Origin of the sequence: Nocardia sp. CA-128927, from assembly GCF_050955855.1 — a bacterium.
GTDB lineage: Bacteria > Actinomycetota > Actinomycetes > Mycobacteriales > Mycobacteriaceae > Nocardia.
Genome location: NZ_CP192087.1, coordinates 9459587 through 9479027, shown reverse-complemented (window position 1 = coordinate 9479027; position 19441 = coordinate 9459587). Strand labels below are relative to the sequence as shown.

Sequence of the window (19441 nt, the reverse complement as noted above, 5' to 3'; positions counted from 1 at the left end):
AAGCGTACCGTCCGTGGTGAGCAACTTACGCTGTAAGTATCCGTTTCATGCGAGGAAATCCCATGTCCGAGGCCCAGAGCCCGCAATCCACAGTCGATGTCGCCACGATGACGGCGATCATCGCGCCGCAGTACGGTGCCGGTTCGGTGCTCCGGACGGAGGTGGTGGCCCGGCCCAACCCGCGCCCCGAAGAGGTCCTGGTCCGGGTGCGTGCCGCGTCGGTATGTCAGGGCGATGCCCACCTACTCACCGGCACGCCCTACCTGCTGCGGCTCGGCTTCGGCCTGCGTCGACCCAAGGATCCGATCATCGGGCACGACCTGGCCGGGGAAGTGGTGGCGGTCGGGCGCGAGGTGACCGGATTCCGGCCCGGTGACGCGGTATTCGGTTCGGTGAACTCGGGTGCGTTCGCGGAGTACGTCTGCGTCTCGGCGCAGCGACTGGCACTCGCTCCCGCCGGTATCTCCGTCGAAGAGGCTGCGGCCCTACCTGATTCGGGGATGACCGCGCTCCAAGGGCTGCGCGATGTCGGTCAGTTGCGGGCCGGGCAGCGCGTGCTCGTCAATGGCGCGTCGGGCGGTGTCGGTACCGCCGCTGTCCAGCTCGCCAAGGCGCTCGGCGCCGAGGTCACCGCCGTGTGCAGTACCCGGCACATCGAGGTGCTGCGATCGCTCGGTGCGGATCATGTAATCGACTACACCACTGATGATTTCACGGCGAGCGGACGAACCTACGATGTGCTGCTCGACCTGATCGGCAACCGCTCGCTGCGGGACTGCCGACGGGTACTCGCCCCGAAGGGCGTCTTCGTCTCCTCGGCCGGTGCGCCTGGTGGTGACTGGGCCGGTCCGATCGTATGGATGGGAAAGATGGTGCTGGGCAACCTGTTTGTCAGCCAGAAGATCGGCATCCTGCTCATGCGGCCTTGCCGCGCTGATCTGGAGTTCCTGGCCGGACTGGCCGCGGACGGCAAGTTCCGGCCGCTGATCGAAAAGCGCTACCCGTTGGCTCGCGCGGCCACGGCGGTGCAGCACATCCTGGACGGGCATGCCCAAGGCAAGACGGTGATCGTCATCTGAGCTGCTACTCGACCGATTCGGCGAGCCGAGCGCTCAGCTCCCGGACATGCGTGATGAGTTCCGCAGGCTCGTGCACGCGGAACGGAAATCCGAAACCGGCTACGTAGATGGCCAATTCGTCGAGTGAGTCGGATCCTGTTTGCAGCACGCATGTTTCAGCGTCCACGGCTTCGATGACACCGACGGTCGGGGCAATCCGATCGGCGGCGACCTCGACGGAAACACCGAGGGTGATGCGGGCGGAGTAACGGTACGGCGAACTCGTCACTCCCCGAGAGAGATAGCCGGACAGGTCGACGTCGGGTGCCTCGCGCGGGGTGAAGCGGGGCCCGGTCGGGATGGGGGGATGCAGTCGATCGGCGCGGTAAGTGCGCCAGTCGGCGCGGTCGACGTCCCAGCCGATGAGGTACCAGCGGCGGCCGTAAACACAGTGCCTGCCCGTTCGTGTCTCGTGGTCGTGAGCCATACGCCAATGATTAGGATCACGATGTGCAGCTCCGATACCAGTTCCGCGTCTATCCGACGCCCGGCCGCCAGGGCTCACGCCACGGTGGCCGATACGCGACGCGACTTCGCACACAAACTGTCTACGGCGATCATCCGTGAAAACCAAGCGGTGTACGTCGAGGATCTGTGTGTGAAGGGGCTGGCGCGGACCCGGCTGGCGAAATCTGTGTACGACGCCGGATGGGCGATGTTCACTCGCATGCTGGCGGAGAAGGCTGCCCGGTACGGGCGGTACTTCGCCAAGGTCGACAGGTTCTTCCCGTCGTCGCAACTGTGCTCGGACTGCGGGGTGATCGACGGGAAGAAACCATTGTCGGTGCGGTCGTGGACGTGCCGGTGTGGCGCGGTCCACGATCGGGATGTGAACGCGGCACGAAACATACTCGCCGCCGGGCAGGCGGAGAGACGAAACGCTTGTGGAGCGCAGGTAAGACCGGAACCTGTTCCCGCACCGCGCAGTGAAGCAGGAACCCGCCGAGAGCGCCGTTCGGCGCTGGTAGGAATCCCTAGCCTTTAGGCCCGGGAGGATGTCAAATCGCGATTCAGTCCACCCGCCCGCAGACGCTGGCCTATGGGCTGGTGGATTCGCCGGTCGGGCAGCTCGCCTGGATCATGGACAAGTTCCGGGAGTGGACACATCCGCGAAACGTGGACCCGGACAAGATCATTGATCGAGATCGGCTGCTCACGAACGTAATGCTGTACTGGCTCAACGGAACCGCGGGTTCGGCGGCGTATGTCGGCTACGCCCACTCGGGCGCATGGGGTGCGTCGAAGGCGAACTTCGGCGTGCCGACCGCGGCACTGGTACTCGCCCACGACGTCGGCATTCGGCGTTACTCGGAACCCGAGCACACCATCACCCGGTGGACCGACGTCGACCACGGCGGTCACTTCGCCGCACTGGAAGAGCCGGTGCTGCTGACGACCGATGTCCGCGAGTTCTTCCGCGACCTGCGCTGAAAACCGAAGCCAGTGGGCCTGTTCCGGCATGTCGCCGCCGGAGCAGGCCCACAATCATGGGAGCAGGACCCGTCGGCGAGGTGCAGCCCATGGATAAACCCAAACCATTCACCCAGGAACACCGGGAAGACTTCTGGCGCCGCTGCGGGTGGTCGCCCGAACTCCCGGACGCCGAGCGCGCGGCGATCGAACGCGCGTGGGACGACGAGGCGATCGACATGGCCGAGCTGTTCGGCTGGTGAATTCGGGGCTTGCCGTGGCCCGACCGGTGGCGCACCATCAGGTCGGGAGGAACATCATGGATACAACGGGGTTGCCGAGTCGTAGGAATCGCACGATGGTTTCGTCGCGGGTGGATCCGGTCCTGAACTACTTCGGCAAGTGTCCGCTGTGCGGGTATCCCGCACACGCGTCGACGATTACCGCGCGATTCGACGACGACGAGGTCGAGCAGCTGGTGGTCGCCACGTGCGGATTGCCGTGCGGCTGGACCGGACCCGTCGTCCCCACGACGATGACCTGACCGTCGCTATCCTGCCGAGAGTTCACCGGCGAGCTGCCACGAGTTGCGTTCGGCGGCAAAGGCTGCTGCCTGCGTGGCGCGGAAATCGGTGATGGAGCCGTCGTTTTCGGCGAGGAACTTGCGATAGTCGGCGAGCCGGAACTCTCCGTCCTCGGCGCGCACCTCGATGTTGCCCGCGGCGAAATCGGCGCGCAGCTCGAGGAGTTCGTCGGCGGCCACCGGGTACCAGCGGATCCGATCGAAATAGCGCAGCAGCCAAGGGGTTTCATCGCCGGACGGATGCCGGTCCGCACCGGGGCGACCGGCGAGCGGACCCGCGTGGTGGTTCCACACCTGGGTGGTGCGGCCGACGAACTGGTAGCCGCCGGGGCCCTCCATGCCGTAGATGCACAGGTAGGCACCGCCGATGCCGACCGCGTTCTGCGGGGTCCAGGTGCGGGCGGGGTTGTACTTGGTGGTGACCAAGCGGTGCCGCGGGTCGGTCGGGGTGGCGACGGGGGCACCGAGGTAGACATCGCCGAGACCGAGGACGAGGTACTCGGCGCCGAAGACGGTGTCGTAAACGTCTGCTACCGAGGCGAGTCCGTTCATGCGGCGAATGAACTCGATGTTCCACGGGCACCACGGAGCGTCGGCGCGGACGCCGTGCATGTAGCGGGTGATGGCCTCGCGGGTGGACGGGTCGTCCCAGGACAACGGGAGGTGCACGGTGCGGCTGGGAACGACGAGCTGGTCGGCGGCGGGCAGATGCTGTTCGGCTTCCGCGAGCAGATCGAGCAGGGCTGGCACCGGCAGGACGTGTGGGTCCACCCGGATCTGAAGTGAGCGAATGCCGGGGGTCAGCTCGGTCACGCCGCGCACGCCCGCGGCCAGCAGGTGCTGGTGCAGCGCGTGCACGCGGGCGCGCAGGGCGAGATCCAGTGTCATGGTGCCGTATTCGACGAGCACGGCATCGTCGCCCGCGCGGCGATAGGTCACGCCGGTCTCGTCGTCGACCTCGGTGCGCCGCAGGATACCGTCATCGCCGTCGCCGCCCGAGGACAGCACGGTGGACCAGCCGGCGCGCCGCCCGGTGCCCAGTTCTCGAATCGAGGCGGCGTGCTCGCTGCGGATCGGCACGAAACGCACTGCGTCGCCGGGCGATAACTGTCCGAGCTTCCAGCGGTCGGCGGCGACCACGGTGACCGGGCAGACGAAACCGCCGAGGCTGGGGCCGTCGGGACCGAGCAGGATCGGGGTGTCGCCCGTGAAATCCAGCGCACCAACCGAATACGGGGTGTCGTGGATGTTGGACGGGTGCAGGCCCGCCTCGCCGCCGTCGGTGCGTGCCCAGTCGGGTTTCGGTCCGATCAGCCGGACGCCGGTGCGGTCGGAGTTGAAGTGCACCTCGTAGTCGGTGCCGATGATGGTGTCGAAGTCGGCGCGGGTGAAGAACTCCGGTGCGCCGTGCGGGCCTTCGGTCACCGCCAGCTCCCAGCGCCTGGCCAGCACCGGCTGGTCATCCATCGGGACGGCGGTCGCGATGGGGGCGCGGGCTGCCCCGAGCGTCAACGCCTCTCCGATCTTCAGGGCATTGCCGTCGCTGCCGCCGAACCGGCCGAGGGTGAATGTTGCAGTGCTGCCTAGATATTCGGGTAACTGGATGCCGCCCGCGAGCAGCACGTAGCAGCGCATGCCCGGTGCGCGAACCGCACCGACCTCGAGGACACCGCCCGCCGGGATCTGGATGGTCCGCCACTGCTCCACGCGAACGCCGTTCACCGTGACCTCGGTCGGTGCGCCGGTGACGCACACCCAGGTAGCCGCCGAAAACCGCAGTGCGGGACCGCCGAGGGTGCATTCCAATCCGGCCGCGCCCTCGGCATTGCCGAGCACCCGATTGCCGAGCCGGAACGACAGATCGTCCATCGGCCCCGACGGCGGGACCCCGACGTGCCAGTAGCCGGTTCGCCCCGGCCAATCCTGCACTGTCGTCAGCATTCCGGGCCGGACGACCTCGACGGAGGTGAACAAGGGTGCGGGGTCTGTCGATTCGTCTTCGGCGGCAGACACTCTCGACCAATCGTCGGATAGCTCGGTGATGGTCATCTCGACACCACCATCCGCACCGGCGTGGGGTCGAAACCATTGCAGGGGTTGTTGATCTGCGGGCAGTTGGAGACCAGCACGAGGGTGTCGATCTCGGCGCGAAGCGTGACTTTCTTTCCCGGAGCCGACAATCCGTCGACGATGCCGAGCGTGCCGTCGGCCTCCACCGGAACGTTCATGAACCAGTTGATGTTCGACACCAGGTCCCGCTTGCCGAGACCCCATTGCAGCGCCGCGGTGAGGAAGTTCTCCACGCAGGCGTGCTGCTGCCGGGTGTGCTGGCCGTAGCGGAGTGTGTTCGACTCCTGGGAGCAGGCGCCCGCGATGGTGTCGTGATTGCCGACCTCGTCGGCGATCACCGTCATCAGCGCGGTGCCCGCATCCGTCAGCAGCACGCTGCCGGTGGTCAGGAAGATGTTGCGCTGTGCGGCGATCGTGGCCTGCGCGCTGTAGCGGTCGGTGTGGTCGGCCGCCGAATACAGCAGGCAGTCCACCGCCTGGTTGCCGTGCAGGTCGATGATCTCCAGCTGCTCGCCCGCCTTGACCACCGCGGACCAGGGGGCGCGGGCGGGGACGGTCTCGTCGAGCACGATGGTGCGTGGGGTTGCGGTGTTCATCGGGTGTTTGGCGCGGTTACTCCTCCGTTCACGGGGGAGAGGAAGCGCCATCCTCCTTTCCTGGGATGGGACGTGTGATCTTGTCGGTGGTCCCGGTTAGGTTCTCGGGTGTGGAGGAGTTGGTGCGTTACAACTACCGGCTGCGTCCTGGGGTACAGGCGGAGCGGGCGTTGGTCGGGGAGTGGGATCGGTGCCGGTTTCTGTGGAATGAGGCTGTGCATCAACAGAAGTCGGGTGCGCGTCCGACCTTCGTCAAGCTGGGAAAGTTGCTGACCGAGGCACGGGGACGGACCGCGTGGTTGCGGGCTGGGTCTCAGGTCGCCCAGCAGCAGACCTTGCGTGCGTATGCGCAAGCCCTCACGGATTCGTTCAAGGTCAGAGGGCGCGGTCGCCCGGCGTTCAAATCGCGGAAGAAGGCGCTGCCGTCGCTGGAATACACCGTGCGTGGGTTCAGCATCCGCGAGGGCAGGCTGATTCTGTCTAAAGGGGTGAGTGTCCCGGTGGTGTGGTCGCGGGAGTTGCCGTCGGCGCCGACGTCTGTCCGCGTCACGCGCGACAGTTCGGGGCATTGGTATGCTTGTTCGTTGTCCGGCGTGAGGTTGAAACTGCGCCGGTCGCCGAGGGAGGTATCGGTGTCGACTGGGGCGTGAGTGTGACGGCCACGGCAACCGATGCCGAGTTCGATCTGCCGTATCTGGGGTATCGGAAGCGATGCGCAGCGGAGCTGGCGAAGGCGCAACGCCGGATGGCGCGTCGGCACTGCGGCGGACGTGGCCCGCAGTCTCGCGGTTACCAGCGGGCCGCGCGTGAGGTTGCGAAGTTGCACAAGAAGGCGGCCCGTCAAACCCAGCACGATTCGCGGGTGTGGGCAAAACATGTTGTCGCTGAGCATGGGTTGATCGCGGTGGAGGATTTCTGGCCCAAGTTTCTGGCGAAGTCCACGATGGCTCGTAAGGCCGCGGATGCGGCGATCGGCGCGGCGAAGCGGGAGTTGATCGAGCGTGGTGTGCGGGCTGGCCGGAGGGTGGTGTTGGTTCAGCCCGCCTATACGTCGATGACGTGCAGTGATTGTCTTGCGAGAGCCAAGCGACTGGAACTGCGCGAGAGGACTTTCCGATGCTCTGCCTGTGGCTATGTCGCGGGCCGGGATCGGAACGCGGCCAGAGTGATTCTGGTGGTGGCAGAACGCGGCCACAACAGTGTTGAGGATGTGAGACAAGTGGATCACCTCCCTCGGGTGGTGGTTCGGTTGTGGTCTGAGCTGTGAAGCTCCTGCCTCTCAGACAGGGGAAGCGTTAAGGCCTGACCTCCAACGTGAGTGCGGCCGTCCAGGCGCGTTCGGTGTTCTGCACGGCCCGTTGGTATTCCGGGTCGCTGCTGTGGGTGACGGCGAGATCCTCCGGCGCCGCCCAGGCGACGACATCGAGATCCGTTGCGGCGCGGTCGTCCAGCGGGTGCGCGGCATTGGCGACGAGCAGAATCACCGGGAGGTGCACCAGCAGGTCGACCGAGGAGCCGGGGGCGGCGTTGCCGGTGGCGGTCAGTGCGCCATCGGATTCCACTCGCACACCGCGGAAGAACGACACCGTCGGCCCGATGTCGCGCGGTTCGAGGCCGTGCTTGGCACCGGCCAGGCGCAGCAGCTGCCGCGCCTCGGCGGTCGGTCCGCACAGGGTGTCGTGGCTACTCGAGGTGTCGGCGAGCACGGTGGCCAGAATGCGGCCCTGGTCGGACAGCAGGGGATGCCCGTCACCGAGGTAGGCCTGCCACGGAACCTTGACCGTGTCGGCGACATTCAGCCGTTCCCACGGGGCGTCGGTGCGGACCAGCAGGAGATGGGCGCAGGCGGCGCCTGCCGGGTCGATCAGGCGGATCCGAGTACCGCGGCCGAGCACGATATTCGCGTAGCCATTCCGCGGAATGCGCTGGGCGAAAGTGATTCTCGCCGACTCGACGCCAGCGGGTAGCGCGGGTCCCTCGATGGTCGCCGCAGCTGCCTGCGAGCGCGCGTGCGCCCTGGCGCCCTCGGTGGATGCGGTACTGGTCATCATTGCCCCCTTCGGTGGGTGTGGCCTCGGACATTCGTCGCTGCGAGCGTCTTGCGGCCGGTCGGATACTGCCGTGTGCGCGGTGGTGGCCGGCACCACCACCGCGCATCCGGTCAGGCGGATTGTGTTGCGGGTTCCGGGTTTTCGGCGGTGCCCGGCGTGCGGACGACGAACCGGTGCACGCTCACACCGACGCCGACCACCAGCAGCACGAACAACGGTGCGGCCCAGAGCATCCACCAGCCGCCGCCGTTCGGGGTGTAGACCTCGGCGCGCGGCCACGCCAGGTTCACCGCCATCGCGACGCCCCAGAGCACGGCGAGCACGTTGATCGGAATTCCCAAGCGGCCCAAGCTGAACAGGCCGGTCTCGGTGGCTTCGTCCGCGGGCATGCCCTTGATCCGGCGTACCAGCAGCGGCACGGTGACCAGCAGATACGCCAGATAAAGGGTCACGATGCACACGCTGGCCAGCGTCGCGAAGATCGCGGCATTACCGAGATTCAGCACCAGCAGGCCGATGCCGAGCACGCCGATGATCACAGACGGCAGCACCGGGGTACCGAAGCGCGGGTGCACGGCGGCAAGCTGCCGGGCGAACGGCAACTTCCCATCCCGCGCCATCGAGAACATGAGCCGCGAGCCTGCGGTCTGAATTGCCAAGGTGCACACCGTGATCGCCACCGCGACGCAGCAGAGCAGCACCGTGCCCGCCGGGCTGTCCAGCTTCGAGGTGAGCACGTAGGCCAGTCCCTCGGTGGCCAGTGAACCGTCGGACAGGCTCGGCGCGGCCATCAGCGCACCGATCAGCAGCAGTCCGCCGCCGAGCGCGGACACCGCCAGCGCGGTCAGGATGGTGCGCGGTGCCACTCGGCGCGGATTCTTCGTCTCCTCGGAAAGCTCACCGGCGGAATCGAAGCCGACCATCACGTAGGCGGCCATCAGCCCGGACACCAGGAACGCGGCCCAATACGACCCGGGCACAGCCTGATCGGTTTCGAGCACCACGCCGGGACCACGCTCGGTGTGTGTGAAGAACAGCCCGATGATCGCGAGCACGCCGACGATCTCGACCGTGACGCCGATCGAGTTGATCCGCGACATCAGGTCGATGCCGATCACATTGATCACCGTGGTGACCACAAGCAGGATGCTGCCGAGCAGCACTGCGTTGGTGGCACCGGAGGACGAGGTGAGCGCGGTGTCGTCGCCGACGAGCTGGAAGCCGCTCCAGATCGACGGCAGCACCACCTGCAGCGCGATCGCCGCGGCGGCCGCGGTCACGATCTGCGCGATCACCATCATCCAGCCCGCGAACCAGCCGACGAGCTCGCCACCGAGGCGGCGCGACCACTGGTAGATGCAGCCCGAAATCGGGTAGCGCGCGGCCAGCTCGGCGAAGTTCAGCGCGACGAGGAACTGCCCGGCGAACACGATCGGCCAGGTCCAGAAGAACGCGGCGCCGCCGAACGAATAGCCGAAGCCGAAGAACTGGAAGATCGTGGTGAGGATGGAGACGAACGAGAAGCCTGCCGCGAACGAGGCGTAGCGGCCGAGTTTGCGATGGAGCACCGGTTCGTAGCCGAATCGGGCCAGGTCGGCGCCGTCGCGGCTGGTGTCGGGCGGAGGGGCGGGGGCGAACGTTGTGGCCATGAGGGTCCTTCGGCGAGCGGCCAATACCTATCAGATGACAGTTTTGCGGTGGCGATCGCGCTTTCGGTGACCCGCGTGTATCGCTTGCAGTAACCCCGGTAACTTCTGCGTTGCCGAGGTTTCTATCGAGTGACAGAAACCTCTCCACCGGCTACCGGGGGGCCGACCGTCGCGGATCGGTCCAGCGGAGACCTGCCAGAATGGGCCCTGTGGCAAACCTCGGCCCCGGCCGTCCTCGTGTGGAGCAGCGACGCCGTCGCGGCCAGACGCCGCGCGCCGAGATCCTGGACGCCGCCGGGGAGTTGTTCACCACCAATGGCTACGCGAACACCTCCACCCGTGTGGTCGCCGACGCGGTCGGCATCCGTCAGGCATCGCTCTATCACCACTTCGCCGCCAAGGATGACATCCTCGATGCGCTGCTTGCCGAAACCATAGCTGCCCCACTGGAACTCGCCGAGCGACTGGGGAACGTGTCGGCGCCGGTGCCGACACGGCTTTACGCGCTCGCCTGCTTCGACGTGCGTCAACTGTGTGCCGCGCGCTGGAATCTCGGTGCGCTGTACCTGCTTCCGGAGCTGCGCACCGAACGCTTCGCGGCGTTCCGGCTGCGGCGTGACGAATTGCGCGGGCACTACGAGACTTTGGCCGCCGCGGTGCTGGCCGAGGCAGGTGGCGCGGGCATCGTAGGGGCGGCGGCGCTGCCGTTTCGGCTGGTCGAGATGGTGATCAGCATCCGTTCGGACGAGGGCTCCGCGCCCGTGGACGCGGAGCGTGCGATCCCGGAGGCGGCGCTGCGCGTGCTCGGCTGGCCCGGTGATCTGGACCTGCTGCGGGTCGAGGCGGGACGGCTGCTCGATCAGCTCGAAACAGCGTGAGCCTTACTTCCCCGCGCTACGTCCCCACTTGAGACCCCAGCCGTAAGCCTGGTCGACTTCCTTCTTGCCCCACAGCGGACGACCGGCGGGCGGCCGAATGAAGACGCCCTGGCGATGCACCACGAACTCGCCGTTGATGTTCTCGATCAACGCGAGCACCATCTCGCGCGAGTTGTCGGTGCACCCGTCGACCAGCATCTCGATCGGCGGCGAGCCGACCGGGTACAGCGTGGCCGTGGCATGCACGCCACGGAAATCGTCCGCGCCGGCGTACAGCGAGGCGAACACCAGGATCCTGCGGAACTTCGCGGTGTGATCGAGATTGATGTCGAGGTTCTCGCCGGTCGCGACGGCACCGGTCCGGTCGTCCTGATCAAGCTGGATGAACGGTGCCTTGTGCAGCGAGCCGAAGCTGTCGAGCGGGCCGATCGAGCCCTTGGTTCCGTCGGTCATCTCCCAGAAGCAGCACAGGTCCAGGTCGAGACCGCCTGCGCCCTTGCGCTTTCCGAACCTGCGCGGGGCGGCGGGGGTGGCGCCGGTCCAGTTCAGGTTGACCCGCATCACGCCGCCGGTCGCGCCCTGCTTGGTCAGCGAGATCGACGGTGACTCCTTGGTCAACGAGATCTTGCTCAGGTTGACCGGAGCACCGGACTGTTGTGGTGGAGCCACATTCGGCGGTGGCGAGCCGTATGTGCCGGGCGGCGGCGGCAATCCGGCCGGTGGCGGGAACTGCGGCTGCGGCGGGGCGTACTGCGGCGCGGGCGGAGCCGGGGGCGGCGGCGCGGTGAACTGATGCGGCGGCGCGGCGGGCGGTGGTGGCGGCGTGAACTGATGCGGCGGTGCGGCAGGCGCGGGCGCGTCGTCCACCGAGATGCCGTAATCGGTGGCCAGACCGGCCAATCCGGAGGCGTACCCCTGCCCGACCGCACGGAACTTCCACGCGCCCTGGCGTCGATAGAGCTCGCCGAGCACGAACGCCGTCTCGGTGGTCGCGCCGACGCTGTCGAACCGCGCTACCTCGGCGCCGGAGCCCGGGTCCACCAAACGCACATAGAGACCATGGAATTGGCCGAAGGTGCCGCCGTCCGCGGAGGCCGCGATGACGATGGTGTCGATCTGCGGTTCGACCTGGCTCAGGTTCGCCGACAGCACATCGAGCACGGTCGGCCCCTGCTGCTTGCCCTCGTGCCGGACCGCACCGGAGGAATGCACCGGCTGGTTGTAGAAGACGAAGTCGCTGTCGGTCCGCACCTTCCCGGCCACCAGCAGTAGCGCCGAGGCGTCGGCGTCGGGCACCCCCGGCCCGCTCTGCCAGCCCAGTTCGATGCGAACGGCGGACATCGGCACCGGAACGTTGGAGCCCTTCGTCATCGACACACTTGCCAACGTATCGGAAACTGTCCGATTGTGTTCCTGGTCAGCGCGTCGGCGGCGCTATCTCCCAGTGCTGCTGGAGCGCACCGGCGATTTCCGGGAGCACCGTGATCGGAATCTTTTTGCGCCGCAACAGCGCTCGGATCTCGTTCACCTGTTCCCGCTTGCGCAGATCGTAGGCGCCGGAAACCGGGCGGAGCACCGGTGGAATCGACAGCAGCACCAACTCGCCGTGCTGTTCGTCCCCGCCGACCAGGTCGAGCGCCAGTGACCAGCGGGACCGTTCGTCGAGGGTGAAGCGTCCGGCGACCACCCGGTCCCAGTCGATGCTCGATTCGGTCCACGGCGTGCGCCGGTAGATCACCCGCTCGGTGAGCACGACGGCGTCCCTGGTGAACAGCGCGGCCACCACAGCGATGCCTGCGACGGCCCCGGCCAGCAAACCGGTGAACACCCGGTTCACGCCGAACAAGGCAACCACCGCCGCGCACAATACGACGGTCGCCAGAATCCCGAGAGAGCTGTACAGCGCCGCGCGCCGCGTGGGCACCACACCCGCCCGCACCATTGTCATGTCACCTACCCGCTTCCGGCGTGCTGCGGCACACGCTACCGGTCGCCGTACCGCCGCACACTTTCTGATCTCCCGCCACTAGTGCAGGAGATCAGAAAGGTGGGTCAGGCTTCCAGTGCGACCGCGGCCTCGGCCGTGTACACCAGGAACGTCAGGCTCTGCTGGAAGTACAGCTCCACCGACTCGGCGTCGTGCGACAGGTAACCGATCGACAGGTCCTGGCCGATCCGCAGGTCGTAGTCGCCGCCGCGGCAGGTCAGCACGAACGCGCCGTCGATGGCGGGCGCCCAGATGATCTCGCCGTCCGGGATGAGCCGCTCGATGTGCGTGCGGATCGGATGCCCGTGATCGGAGGTCTCGCTGACCGCCGTGAACAGCTCCGCGCTCAGCAGCACCGAGTACGGCCCGTCGACACCGGCCAGCCGCAGCGCGGTGAGCGCCTGGGTGACCGACTCCGGCACCAGCCGGGGATCACTCGGCAGCGCGATCGCCTGGTTGGTCGAACTCGCCCGGATGCCGGTGATGTTCGCGGCCGGGTAGCCCTCGAAGATGGCCCGGTCCTCGGCGAACGCGATCTTCTTCGCGGCGTCCTTCACCGCGTCCAGGTCGGGGTCCATCGCGCCGCGTTCGACGTTGTCGAGTTCCTCGCGCGACAGCCGGAACGGCACCCGCAGCTCGACCAGCGGCGCGACCACCCGCTGCCTGGCCTGCACGCCCTCGTCGGGCGCGGCGATCGGGGTGGTGTGCCCGGTGCCGACCGCGGAGTAGTCGAGCCCGTGCGGACCGGACAGGTCGACGACGCGGCGCCCGGCGATGTGCCGCTTGAAGGTGCGCGTCGCCTCTTCCTCGATCGCCGACCATGCCTCGGCGGTGATCGGCGCGAGTTCGCGGTAGAGGTTGTTCATGCTTGCATGCTCCTTTTCAACGTGCCGATACCGAGTGAGCCCGAGCCGATCTCGTTGGGCTGCACGTCTTGCGCTGCGATGGCGTCGTCCGGCGGCGGGGGAAGTTCATCGAAGAAGTCGAGGGACGGCGCGAAGAACGACGTGCCGGTGACCGCGATGGAGAAGTCGAGGATGCGGTCGTAGGCCGCCTCCTCGGTGCCGACGAACATCCGGGTGAGCATCAACTCGGTGACGCTCGGTGTCGCCGCGTAAGCGATGTAGTACGTACCGAATTCGCCGTCCTTGACGCTGCCGAACGGCATGTTGGCGCGCAGGATCTCGCGTTCGGTGCCGTCGGCGTCCACGATGGTGTTCACCGCGACGTGCGAGTCGGCGGGCTTGTCGGCGTCGGACAGCTCGAAGTCGTCGAGCTTGGTGCGGCCGATCACCTTCTCCTGCTCCTCGACCGACAGCGCGCGCCAGTCCGCCATCGGATGCAGGTACTTCTGCACGATGACGTAACTGCCGCCCCGGAATTCGGGATCCTCGTCGCCGACCAGCGCGGCCGAGTAGGCGCCCTGGCCCTCCGGATTCTCGGTGCCGTCCACGAAGCCGAGCAGGTCGCGCTGCTCGAAGTAGCGGAACCCGACGGTCTCGTCGATGATCGTGGCCGCCCCGGCCAGCCGGTCGCCGATGGTCATGGCCAGCTCGAAGCAGGCGTCCTGGTTTTCCGCCCGGATGTGGAACAGGAGATCGCCCGGCGTCACGGGTGCGGTGTGATGCTCGCCGACGAAGCCGGGGAAGTCGTGCAGTTCGGCGGGCCGTGGTCCGGCGAAGAGCCGGTCCCAGGCCGCGGACCCGATCGAGGTGACGCAGTTGAGGCCGGCACCGGGGATGCGGAAGCCGACCGAGCGGCGCAGACCCTGGATATCGGCGAGGGCATCCCGGACGACCGCCTCGCCGCCCTCGTCGATGGTGGCGACGAGGAAGATCGCGGCCGGGGTGAGCGGATCAAGGATCGGCTGCGGCTCACTCATGATCTTCAGCCTAGTGCCCGGCACCGACACAACTGCCGGGTGGCACGGGCACCGCGGCTACTACTTCGCGACCGTCAGCAGGAAGGCCACATCGTCCACGGCCATGACGCTGTGCCTGGCCTTGGGCACCACGAGCAGATCGCCCGCCGAACCCTTCCATTCGTTGCTGCCGCTGATCAATGTCAGCGTGCCGCTGAGCACAAGCAGCGTGGCCTCGCCCGCGTTGTCGTGCTCGGCCAGGCTCTGTCCCGCGCTGAGGCCGACCACGGTCTGCCGCAGCGAATTCGCGTGGCCTCCGTAGATCGTTTGCGAACTCCGTCCGCTGGTGGCGGTGCTCGCGATCTTGAGCTGTTGTCGAGCAACCGCAGTCAGCGATTTCTTGTCCATGGACCGCCTTTCGCAAATGACAACAGCCGGTGCGGGGGCTGGCCACACCGGCTCGGGGGCCCGGACGGACGAAGGCCCGGCCCCACTTACACCAGGAGTATGCCCGACCGTGGTAGGACTCGGGACGGGTTTGCGCGGCCGGGATGTTCTGTGATCGAACGGTGTTGTGCGGCCGCAATGATCGATGCGGAGAGTTTGCCGACTAGTCGGATTCGCGGCGGGTGTAGCGGCGGATCCGGTACCGCAGACCGGAGCTCGACTCGTGCCACGGCTCGGTGTCGTCGGCTGCCCACTCGCGGCCGACGGCCGGGGCGTAGGCATCGCCCGCGACGGCGGTGTCCACCTCGGTGACGAGCAGGTCGGTCGCGAAATCCATAGCGGCGCGGTAGATCTCGCCGCCGCCGGCGATCCACACGGTGTCCGGTCCGCTCAGTGCGAGCGCCTCGTCCACCGATCCGGCGCGTTCGGCGCCCTCGGCCGCCCAGTCGGCCTGCCGGGTCACCACGATGTTGCGGCGGCCGGACAGCGGACGGAATCTCGGTGGCAGCGAGTCCCAGGTGCGCCTTCCCATCACCACGGGATGTCCCATGGTGACAGCCTTGAAGTTCGCCATGTCCTCGGGCACGCGCCAGGGGATGGTGTTCTCGAAACCGATTACCCCGTCGGCGGTCTGCGCCCAGATCAGTCCGATCGTGCGCCTCACGGCTACGCCTCGCTGGCGCTCGGCTACGCCGTTCGCCGGGGCGCTGTGCCTTCGGTTCGCTCGCTCGCGCTCGCTCACACGGCCACCGGCGCCTTGATGGCCGGATGATGCTGGTAATCGACAACTTCCACGTCTTCGTAGACGTAGTCGAACAGCGATGTCGCCGGGCGCAGGTGCAGCGTGGGGAACGGGAGCGGATCGCGGGTGAGCTGTTCGCGGACCTGCTCGAGGTGGTTGTCGTAGATGTGGCAGTCGCCGCCGGTCCAGATGAAATCGCCGAGCTCCAGCTCGGTCTGCTGCGCGACCATCTGGGTGAGCAGGGCGTAGCTGGCGATGTTGAACGGCACGCCGAGGAACAGGTCGGCGCTGCGCTGGTACAGCTGGCAGGACAGCTTTCCGTCGGCCACATAGAACTGGAAGAACGCGTGGCACGGGGCGAGCGCCATCTTGTCCAGCTCGGACACGTTCCACGCGGAGACGAGCATGCGCCGGGAATCGGGGTTGGTGCGCAGGGTGTGCAGCACCTCGGAGATCTGGTCGATGTGCATGCCGTCCGGCGTCGGCCAGGACCGCCACTGCACGCCGTAGACCGGGCCGAGTTCGCCGTCGGCGCCTGCCCATTCGTCCCAGATGGAGACGCCGTGCTCCTGCAGCCAGCGCACGTTGGAATCGCCGCGCAGGAACCAGAGCAGCTCGTAGACGATCGACTTCAGATGCACCTTTTTGGTGGTGATCAGCGGGAAGCCGGCCGCGAGGTCATAGCGCAGCTGATGGCCGAAGATGCTGCGCGTTCCGGTGCCGGTGCGGTCCGACTTCGCCGTGCCGGACTCCAGCACCAGCCGGAGCAGATCCTCGTACTGGGTATCGGTCGCCACGGCTGCCAACTCTAGGGGATGGTAGGAGGCGAAGCCGACGGGGCGGGTGAGCACTAGTCTTTCCGCCGCCTGACAAACTCGGCGCATGCGCGAGCTCTATGTGATCGGCATCGGCGCGGGCGACCCCGACCAGGTGACGGTGCAGGCCATCAAGGCGATGCGGCAGGTCGAGGTGTTCTTCGTCATCGGCAAGGGCGCCGAGAAGCGGGAGCTGGTCGAGGTGCGGACCGCGATCCTGGCCGAGCACGTCGATCGGCCGTACCGGATCGTGGAGATCGCGGACCCGCCGCGGGATCGGGCGCCCGCGGACTATCAGGGGGTCGTCGAGGACTGGCACGAGCGGCGCTCGGCGGTGCTGGAAGCGGCTTTCGCGCAGGTCGACGGGGTCGGCGGGATCCTGGTGTGGGGTGATCCGTCGCTGTACGACAGCACCCTGCGGATGATCGAGCGGGTGCTCGCGCGCGGGACGGTGCGGTTCGATTACACGGTGATCCCCGGGGTGACCAGCGTGCAAGCGCTGGCCGCACGGCATCGGATGGTGCTGCATCGCATCGGCGAACCGGTGCACATCACCACCGGTCGGCGGCTGCGCGAGGAGGGGCTCACCGATTCGGCGGTGGTGATGCTGGACGGCGACTGCTCGTTCACCGAGGTTCCGGGCGCGGATGTGCACATCTGGTGGGGCGCCTACCTCGGCATGCCGGATGAGACGTTGATCGAGGGACCGCTGCGCGAGGTGGAGCAGGAGATCGTCGAGCGCCGCGGCCGACTGCGCGCCGAAAAGGGCTGGATCATGGACATCTACCTGCTCAGTCGGAGCTGACTGCCCTGCTCTTGTCGGTATCGGCCGGTAGCCTGAGCAGGTGCCCGAACTACCTGAAGTAGAGGCGTTGGCGCAGTTTCTGCGGGAGCATGCGGTCGGCGCTGTGGTGGGGCGTGTGGATGTGGCGGCGCTGAGTGCCGTGAAGACCTTCGATCCGCCGGTGACGGCGCTGTCCGGCCGGGACGTGACCGGGGCGGGGCGCTGGGGGAAGTTCCTGGGGATGGACTGTGGCGGGTTGTGGCTGATCACGCACCTGTCCCGGGGTGGCTGGCTGCGGTGGATCGACGAACCGAGCCAGACGCCGCCCAAGCCCGGCGGTAAGAGTCCGCTGGCGTTGCGGGTGCACTTCTTCACGCCGGAGGGTGCGACACCCGCCATCGATCTCACCGAGGCGGGAACCAAGAAGCGGCTCGCGGTGTACATCGTCGACGACCCGAAGCTGGTGCCGGGCATCGCCCGGCTCGGGCCGGACGCGCTCGAGGTGACCGAGGAGGAGTTCACCGCGATCCTGCGCGGCACCTCGCAACGGATCAAGACCGCGATCGTCGACCAGACGCTGTTGGCGGGCATCGGCAATGCCTATTCCGACGAGATCCTGCACACCGCGAAGATCTCACCGTTCGCCAATACGAAAACCCTTGCGGCAGAAAAGGTTGCCGAGTTGTACGCGGCCATGCGGGCGGTGCTCACCGATGCCGTGCAGCGTTCGTTCGGTCAGGACGCCGCCCGGCTCAAGGGTGAAAAGCGCTCCGGCATGCAGGTGCACGCGCGCACCGGGCAGCCGTGCCCGGTTTGCGGCGACACCGTGCGCGAGGTGTCGTACGCGGAGCGATCCTTCCAGTACTGCCCGACCTGCCAGACCGGCGGCAAGATCCTTGCCGACCGGCGAATGTCGCGGCTGCTCAAGTAAGACGCGCGTCAGGTCATCGTTGGTACGCGAATGCCTTGCCAGGCAAGGCGTTTGGCCTTGTCCGGGTCGTGTTCCAAGCGGGTGGGGCTATCGATGATCAGGGTGGTGCGACGGGATTCGGAGTAGGCGGGCCACGAAGGCAGCGGTGCTCCGGTGCGGGCGAATTCCAGCCAGTTGTCCTGGAATTGGTGGCTGACGGACTGGAGGCCGCGTCGGCCACCCGCGGCAGTGATCGCACAGCCGAACGCGGCATCGCCACCGCCGAAGACCGGGATCAGGTCGGAGGCGTGGGTAGCGCCGAGGCCCGCGAGCTGCATCGAGCGCGGGGCGAAGTCGTAGCGGTAGGCGTAGGTCGGCGCGTGCCTGCTGTGCCCCGCCATGACCGTGACCGACGGGCGCCAGAAGACGAAGTCGCCACCGGCCCGCACGGCGGCCTTGGCATCCGGATAGCCGGGATACGCTGCGGCGATTCGGGATTCGGCTTCGTCGTCGGACAGCGCGGCGCGTAGCCGCTCCGGGGTGGTCGGCAGCGAATCCGCGAACTTGGCGAACAGGGTGCCTTCGTCCCGGTTGGTGCCGATGATGAGCGGCACGCGATGGGCGTTGCCGTCGACGATCGCCTCGATCGGCGCCTGCGGTAGCAACGTGCCGTCGACCACCGGGGCAATCGGGAACAGGCCGCGTCGTTCGCGCAGGACCCGGTTGCTGGTGCGGTCGACCGCGCGCCGAATGTCGTTGGCGCTCGCGGTGCGTAGCGCCTCGCCCGCATGCTCCGGTGTGGTGCCGAGTGCTTCGATGCAGCGCCGGGCGAACAGGCGCGCATCGTCGGCGGTCATCGCCCAGTCGGCGGGCGGGCTTTGCGAAATAGCCTGGTGGAAAAGGCCTTTCGCGGCGGGTGTGGCGAGCAGGCTGAGTACGGCGTGTGCGCCCGCGGATTCGCCGAAGATGGTGACGTTGCCCGGACCACCGCCGAACGCGGCGATATTGGTGCGCACCCACTCCAGCGCGGCGACCTGATCGCGCAAACCCAGGTTCGACTCGAAAACGTGCTCCGGCGTGGAGAATTCACCGAAATCGACATAGCCGAAGGCGCCGAGCCGATAGTTCAGCGACACCAGCACCGCGTCCCCGCGCACCGCGAGCCGAGCGCCGGAATACAGCCCCAGCGCCGAGGTGCCGGTGAGGTAGCCGCCGCCATGGATGAACACCAGCACCGGACGCGGCTTGTCCGACGGCGTCACGGGCACGGTGACATTCAGTGTCAGCGAGTCCTCGTGGGTCGGCTGGTACCGGCGCGGTCCGATCCGCGCGCCGGCCCGGTGCTGCATCGCGGCGAACCCGAACTCGGTGCTCTCCCGCACCCCGGTCCACGGCGTGACCGGTCCCGGTGCCCGAAAACGCAAGTCGCCCACCGGTGCGGCCGCGTAGGGCAGGGACCGCCAGCGCAATACGCGGCGGCCACGACGACCGCGAACGACTCCGTCGGCGGTTTGGATATCTGTCGATGCCACCATCCGCC

Annotated in this window: 22 protein-coding genes; 9 read left to right on the top strand and 13 right to left on the bottom strand. The window is 67.4% G+C overall.

Going from position 1 to position 19441, the window contains the following annotated elements; genetic code table 11:
- The first annotated feature begins 62 nt into the window (after positions 1 to 62).
- A complete protein-coding gene (locus ACQPW1_RS44155) occupies positions 63 to 1079 on the top strand; it encodes an NAD(P)-dependent alcohol dehydrogenase (RefSeq protein ID WP_433659500.1) in 1017 nt (338 codons plus the stop codon).
- 4 nt (positions 1080 to 1083) lie between these two features.
- Here ACQPW1_RS44155 and ACQPW1_RS44150 read toward each other — a convergent pair whose 3' ends face one another.
- The gene (locus ACQPW1_RS44150; protein ID WP_433659499.1) at positions 1084 to 1545 is read right to left on the bottom strand and encodes a helix-turn-helix transcriptional regulator; all 462 of its coding nucleotides are present in this window, start codon (positions 1543 to 1545) and stop codon (positions 1084 to 1086) included.
- Here ACQPW1_RS44150 and ACQPW1_RS44145 point away from each other — a divergent pair.
- From ACQPW1_RS44145 to ACQPW1_RS44130, 4 genes are all read left to right on the top strand, one after another.
- Positions 1426 to 2103 (top strand): RNA-guided endonuclease InsQ/TnpB family protein, encoded by a 678-nt coding sequence (locus ACQPW1_RS44145; protein ID WP_433659497.1) that lies wholly within the window; start codon positions 1426 to 1428, stop codon positions 2101 to 2103. The two genes, ACQPW1_RS44150 and ACQPW1_RS44145, sit on opposite strands and share 120 nt — an antisense overlap.
- A gap of 62 nt (positions 2104 to 2165) precedes the next feature.
- Positions 2166 to 2549: a hypothetical protein gene (locus tag ACQPW1_RS44140; protein WP_433659495.1), complete on the top strand. Its 384-nt coding sequence runs from the start codon at positions 2166 to 2168 to the stop codon at positions 2547 to 2549.
- 89 nt (positions 2550 to 2638) lie between these two features.
- The gene (locus ACQPW1_RS44135) at positions 2639 to 2791 is read left to right on the top strand and encodes a hypothetical protein (RefSeq protein ID WP_433659493.1); all 153 of its coding nucleotides are present in this window, start codon (positions 2639 to 2641) and stop codon (positions 2789 to 2791) included.
- Between the two features lie 95 nt (positions 2792 to 2886).
- Positions 2887 to 3072, top strand: a complete 186-nt coding sequence (locus ACQPW1_RS44130) for a hypothetical protein (protein ID WP_433659492.1) — start codon at positions 2887 to 2889, stop codon at positions 3070 to 3072.
- A gap of 6 nt (positions 3073 to 3078) precedes the next feature.
- Here the strand turns inward: ACQPW1_RS44130 and ACQPW1_RS44125 are convergent, their stop codons facing one another.
- Positions 3079 to 5052 (bottom strand): 5-oxoprolinase/urea amidolyase family protein, encoded by a 1974-nt coding sequence (locus tag ACQPW1_RS44125; RefSeq protein ID WP_433665512.1) that lies wholly within the window; start codon positions 5050 to 5052, stop codon positions 3079 to 3081.
- Positions 5053 to 5156: 104 nt separating this feature from the next.
- Positions 5157 to 5777: an urea amidolyase associated protein UAAP2 gene (locus ACQPW1_RS44120; RefSeq protein WP_433659490.1), complete on the bottom strand. Its 621-nt coding sequence runs from the start codon at positions 5775 to 5777 to the stop codon at positions 5157 to 5159.
- 505 nt (positions 5778 to 6282) lie between these two features.
- Here ACQPW1_RS44120 and ACQPW1_RS44115 point away from each other — a divergent pair.
- Positions 6283 to 7044: an RNA-guided endonuclease InsQ/TnpB family protein gene (locus tag ACQPW1_RS44115; protein ID WP_433659489.1), complete on the top strand. Its 762-nt coding sequence runs from the start codon at positions 6283 to 6285 to the stop codon at positions 7042 to 7044.
- A gap of 28 nt (positions 7045 to 7072) precedes the next feature.
- Here ACQPW1_RS44115 and ACQPW1_RS44110 read toward each other — a convergent pair whose 3' ends face one another.
- Both ACQPW1_RS44110 and ACQPW1_RS44105 read right to left on the bottom strand, forming a co-directional pair.
- Positions 7073 to 7825, bottom strand: coding sequence for a DUF1989 domain-containing protein (locus ACQPW1_RS44110; protein WP_433659487.1), 753 nt, complete (start codon positions 7823 to 7825; stop codon positions 7073 to 7075).
- A gap of 113 nt (positions 7826 to 7938) precedes the next feature.
- On the bottom strand, positions 7939 to 9477 hold the full coding sequence (locus tag ACQPW1_RS44105) for an amino acid permease (protein ID WP_433659485.1): 1539 nt from the start codon (positions 9475 to 9477) through the stop codon (positions 7939 to 7941).
- A 209-nt stretch (positions 9478 to 9686) separates the two neighbouring features.
- Here ACQPW1_RS44105 and ACQPW1_RS44100 point away from each other — a divergent pair, with 209 nt between their 5' ends.
- Positions 9687 to 10355 (top strand): TetR/AcrR family transcriptional regulator, encoded by a 669-nt coding sequence (locus ACQPW1_RS44100; RefSeq protein ID WP_433659484.1) that lies wholly within the window; start codon positions 9687 to 9689, stop codon positions 10353 to 10355.
- Between the two features lie 3 nt (positions 10356 to 10358).
- On the opposite strand, the gene ACQPW1_RS44095 is transcribed toward ACQPW1_RS44100, so the two are convergent.
- The 7 genes from ACQPW1_RS44095 to ACQPW1_RS44065 all read right to left on the bottom strand — a co-directional run bounded on the left by ACQPW1_RS44095 (position 10359) and on the right by ACQPW1_RS44065 (position 16189).
- Positions 10359 to 11726 carry a TerD family protein gene (locus ACQPW1_RS44095; RefSeq protein WP_433665511.1) on the bottom strand — a complete coding sequence of 456 codons (1368 nt, stop codon included), beginning with the start codon at positions 11724 to 11726 and terminating at the stop codon, positions 10359 to 10361.
- A gap of 46 nt (positions 11727 to 11772) precedes the next feature.
- Complete coding sequence (locus ACQPW1_RS44090) at positions 11773 to 12303, bottom strand: hypothetical protein (protein WP_433659482.1); 531 nt, start codon at positions 12301 to 12303, stop codon at positions 11773 to 11775.
- 104 nt (positions 12304 to 12407) lie between these two features.
- The gene (locus ACQPW1_RS44085; protein WP_387232845.1) at positions 12408 to 13208 is read right to left on the bottom strand and encodes a family 1 encapsulin nanocompartment shell protein; all 801 of its coding nucleotides are present in this window, start codon (positions 13206 to 13208) and stop codon (positions 12408 to 12410) included.
- Complete coding sequence (locus tag ACQPW1_RS44080) at positions 13205 to 14224, bottom strand: Dyp-type peroxidase (protein ID WP_433659480.1); 1020 nt, start codon at positions 14222 to 14224, stop codon at positions 13205 to 13207. Before ACQPW1_RS44080 ends, ACQPW1_RS44085 begins: the two co-directional genes overlap by 4 nt.
- A 60-nt stretch (positions 14225 to 14284) precedes the next feature.
- Positions 14285 to 14611, bottom strand: coding sequence for a cupin domain-containing protein (locus ACQPW1_RS44075; RefSeq protein WP_433659478.1), 327 nt, complete (start codon positions 14609 to 14611; stop codon positions 14285 to 14287).
- A 202-nt stretch (positions 14612 to 14813) separates the two neighbouring features.
- Positions 14814 to 15314, bottom strand: a complete 501-nt coding sequence (locus tag ACQPW1_RS44070; protein WP_433659476.1) for a dihydrofolate reductase — start codon at positions 15312 to 15314, stop codon at positions 14814 to 14816.
- Positions 15315 to 15388: 74 nt separating this feature from the next.
- Positions 15389 to 16189 (bottom strand): thymidylate synthase, encoded by an 801-nt coding sequence (locus ACQPW1_RS44065; protein WP_433659474.1) that lies wholly within the window; start codon positions 16187 to 16189, stop codon positions 15389 to 15391.
- A gap of 85 nt (positions 16190 to 16274) precedes the next feature.
- Between ACQPW1_RS44065 and cobF the strand changes: the two genes are divergently transcribed.
- On the top strand, positions 16275 to 17012 hold the full coding sequence (gene cobF, locus ACQPW1_RS44060) for a precorrin-6A synthase (deacetylating) (protein WP_433659472.1): 738 nt from the start codon (positions 16275 to 16277) through the stop codon (positions 17010 to 17012).
- Positions 17013 to 17052: 40 nt separating this feature from the next.
- A complete protein-coding gene (locus tag ACQPW1_RS44055) occupies positions 17053 to 17922 on the top strand; it encodes an Fpg/Nei family DNA glycosylase (protein ID WP_433659470.1) in 870 nt (289 codons plus the stop codon).
- 8 nt (positions 17923 to 17930) lie between these two features.
- Here the strand turns inward: ACQPW1_RS44055 and ACQPW1_RS44050 are convergent, their stop codons facing one another.
- Positions 17931 to 19436 (bottom strand): carboxylesterase/lipase family protein, encoded by a 1506-nt coding sequence (locus ACQPW1_RS44050; RefSeq protein WP_433659468.1) that lies wholly within the window; start codon positions 19434 to 19436, stop codon positions 17931 to 17933.
- Between the last annotated feature and the right edge of the window lie 5 nt (positions 19437 to 19441).

What these genes read in the sequence shown, in the direction of transcription:
- ACQPW1_RS44155 (WP_433659500.1), top strand. Translation starts at nt 63, where the DNA reads ATGTCCGAGGCCCAGAGCCCGCAATCCACAGTCGATGTCGCCACGATG.
- ACQPW1_RS44145 (WP_433659497.1), top strand. Translation starts at nt 1,426, where the DNA reads ATGCAGTCGATCGGCGCGGTAAGTGCGCCAGTCGGCGCGGTCGACGTC.
- ACQPW1_RS44150 (WP_433659499.1), bottom strand. Translation starts at nt 1,545, where the DNA reads ATGGCTCACGACCACGAGACACGAACGGGCAGGCACTGTGTTTACGGC.
- ACQPW1_RS44135 (WP_433659493.1), top strand. Translation starts at nt 2,639, where the DNA reads ATGGATAAACCCAAACCATTCACCCAGGAACACCGGGAAGACTTCTGG.
- ACQPW1_RS44130 (WP_433659492.1), top strand. Translation starts at nt 2,887, where the DNA reads ATGGTTTCGTCGCGGGTGGATCCGGTCCTGAACTACTTCGGCAAGTGT.
- ACQPW1_RS44125 (WP_433665512.1), bottom strand. Translation starts at nt 5,052, where the DNA reads ATGCTGACGACAGTGCAGGATTGGCCGGGGCGAACCGGCTACTGGCAC.
- ACQPW1_RS44120 (WP_433659490.1), bottom strand. Translation starts at nt 5,777, where the DNA reads ATGAACACCGCAACCCCACGCACCATCGTGCTCGACGAGACCGTCCCC.
- ACQPW1_RS44110 (WP_433659487.1), bottom strand. Translation starts at nt 7,825, where the DNA reads ATGACCAGTACCGCATCCACCGAGGGCGCCAGGGCGCACGCGCGCTCG.
- ACQPW1_RS44105 (WP_433659485.1), bottom strand. Translation starts at nt 9,477, where the DNA reads ATGGCCACAACGTTCGCCCCCGCCCCTCCGCCCGACACCAGCCGCGAC.
- ACQPW1_RS44095 (WP_433665511.1), bottom strand. Translation starts at nt 11,726, where the DNA reads ATGACGAAGGGCTCCAACGTTCCGGTGCCGATGTCCGCCGTTCGCATC.
- ACQPW1_RS44090 (WP_433659482.1), bottom strand. Translation starts at nt 12,303, where the DNA reads ATGACAATGGTGCGGGCGGGTGTGGTGCCCACGCGGCGCGCGGCGCTG.
- ACQPW1_RS44085 (WP_387232845.1), bottom strand. Translation starts at nt 13,208, where the DNA reads ATGAACAACCTCTACCGCGAACTCGCGCCGATCACCGCCGAGGCATGG.
- ACQPW1_RS44080 (WP_433659480.1), bottom strand. Translation starts at nt 14,224, where the DNA reads ATGAGTGAGCCGCAGCCGATCCTTGATCCGCTCACCCCGGCCGCGATC.
- ACQPW1_RS44075 (WP_433659478.1), bottom strand. Translation starts at nt 14,611, where the DNA reads ATGGACAAGAAATCGCTGACTGCGGTTGCTCGACAACAGCTCAAGATC.
- cobF (WP_433659472.1), top strand. Translation starts at nt 16,275, where the DNA reads ATGCGCGAGCTCTATGTGATCGGCATCGGCGCGGGCGACCCCGACCAG.
- ACQPW1_RS44050 (WP_433659468.1), bottom strand. Translation starts at nt 19,436, where the DNA reads ATGGTGGCATCGACAGATATCCAAACCGCCGACGGAGTCGTTCGCGGT.